The 1,599-nt window shown below is 64.1% G+C and carries 3 protein-coding genes; all 3 read left to right on the top strand.

The window, feature by feature from the left end; genetic code table 11:
• The coding region (locus EN906_RS33520) for a potassium-transporting ATPase subunit KdpA (RefSeq protein WP_206529247.1) at positions 1-492 on the top strand (492 nt) is incomplete at its 5' end.
• Positions 493-499: 7 nt separating this feature from the next.
• On the top strand, positions 500-715 hold the full coding sequence (locus EN906_RS33525; RefSeq protein WP_127270652.1) for a hypothetical protein: 216 nt from the start codon (positions 500-502) through the stop codon (positions 713-715).
• Positions 712-1,599: HAD-IC family P-type ATPase (locus EN906_RS33530; RefSeq protein WP_164777582.1), on the top strand; the 888-nt coding region annotated here is incomplete at its 3' end. The genes EN906_RS33525 and EN906_RS33530, both read left to right, overlap by 4 nt.

A 1,599-nucleotide genomic window follows, 5' to 3' on the forward strand; every position in this document is an offset into this window, starting at 1 on the left:
CCCGAATATCTGGGCAAGAAGATCGAGGCCAAGGAGGTCAAGATGGCTATGCTGGCCATACTGTGCCTGCCGCTGGCGATGCTGATCTTCACGGCCATCGCCGTCGTGCTGCCGACCGGCGTGGCGTCGATGGGCAATGCCGGCCCGCACGGCTTCTCCGAGGTTCTGTATGCCTACACTTCGGCGGCGGCCAACAACGGTTCGGCCTTTGGCGGCCTCAGCGGCAACACGCCCTGGTACAACATCACGATCGGCATCGGCATGCTGATGGGCCGCTTCCTGGTCATCATCCCGGCGCTGGCCATTGCCGGCTCGCTGGTGGCGAAGAAAACGGTTCCGGCTTCCGCCGGCACCTTCCCGACCGATGGCCCGCTGTTCGTCGGACTGCTGGTCGGCGTCATCCTGATCGTCGGTGGCCTCACCTTCTTCCCGGCGCTCGCCGTCGGGCCGATCATCGAGCACCTGGCGATGGCTCACGGGCAGACCTTCTGAGACCGTCATGTCCTGGTTCAATGCCATGCGCCGCAAGGTCGGCCACAGGGACGATCACCGAAAGGAGGAGAGACCTCCTCCTTTCCCGACCCTGTCGACGTTTCTCGGCCTTGCGGCAGTCATGCTCGTCCTCTGGCTGCTGGCCTACGGGCCACCGCATTTCCTTTCGGCATCCAATCATCGGGTGCCGTCCAACAACACCGAAGCCGGAGCTTCAAAATGAGCAACTCGAAATCAGCAAGCATCATGGATGCACGCATCCTAGTTCCCGCCATTGGCGGCGCCTTCCGCAAGCTCGATCCGCGCACGCTGGCCAGGAACCCGGTGATGCTCGTCGTTGCCGTCGTCTCGGCGCTCACCACGGTGCTGTTCGTGAAGGACCTGGTCACCGGAGGCGGCAATCTCGGCTTTACGCTGCAGATCATCATCTGGCTTTGGTTCACCGTCCTGTTCGCCAACTTCGCCGAAGCGGTCGCAGAAGGCCGCGGCAAGGCGCAGGCGGATTCGCTGCGCAAGGCACGCACAGAGACCCAGGCCAAGCTTTTGACCGGTGAGGACCGCACCAAATACAAACTCGTGCCCGGCACCAGCCTCAAGGTCGGCGATGCCGTCCTGGTCGAGACCGGCGACATCATCCCGTCGGACGGCGAAGTTGTCGAGGGCGTCGCGTCGGTCAATGAGGCGGCGATAACAGGCGAATCGGCGCCGGTCATCCGCGAATCCGGTGGCGACCGTTCGGCGGTCACCGGTGGCACCCAGGTGCTGTCAGACTGGGTCCGCGTCCGCATCACCGCCGCCTCCGGCCATACCTTCCTCGACCGCATGATCTCGCTGGTCGAAGGTGCCGAGCGCCAGAAGACGCCGAACGAGATCGCGCTCAACATCCTGCTCGTCGGCATGACGCTGATCTTCGTGCTGGCCACCGCGACGATCCCGAGTTTTGCCTCCTACTCGGGCGGCTATATCTCGGTGACCGTTCTGGTGGCGCTGTTCGTCACCTTGATCCCGACCACGATCGGCGCGCTGCTTTCGGCCATCGGCATCGCCGGTATGGACCGCCTGGTGCGATTCAACGTGCTGGCCATGTCGGGCCGCGCCGTGGAGGCC

The organism is Mesorhizobium sp. M7A.F.Ca.CA.004.06.1.1, from assembly GCF_003999135.1.
Classification (GTDB): domain Bacteria; phylum Pseudomonadota; class Alphaproteobacteria; order Rhizobiales; family Rhizobiaceae; genus Mesorhizobium.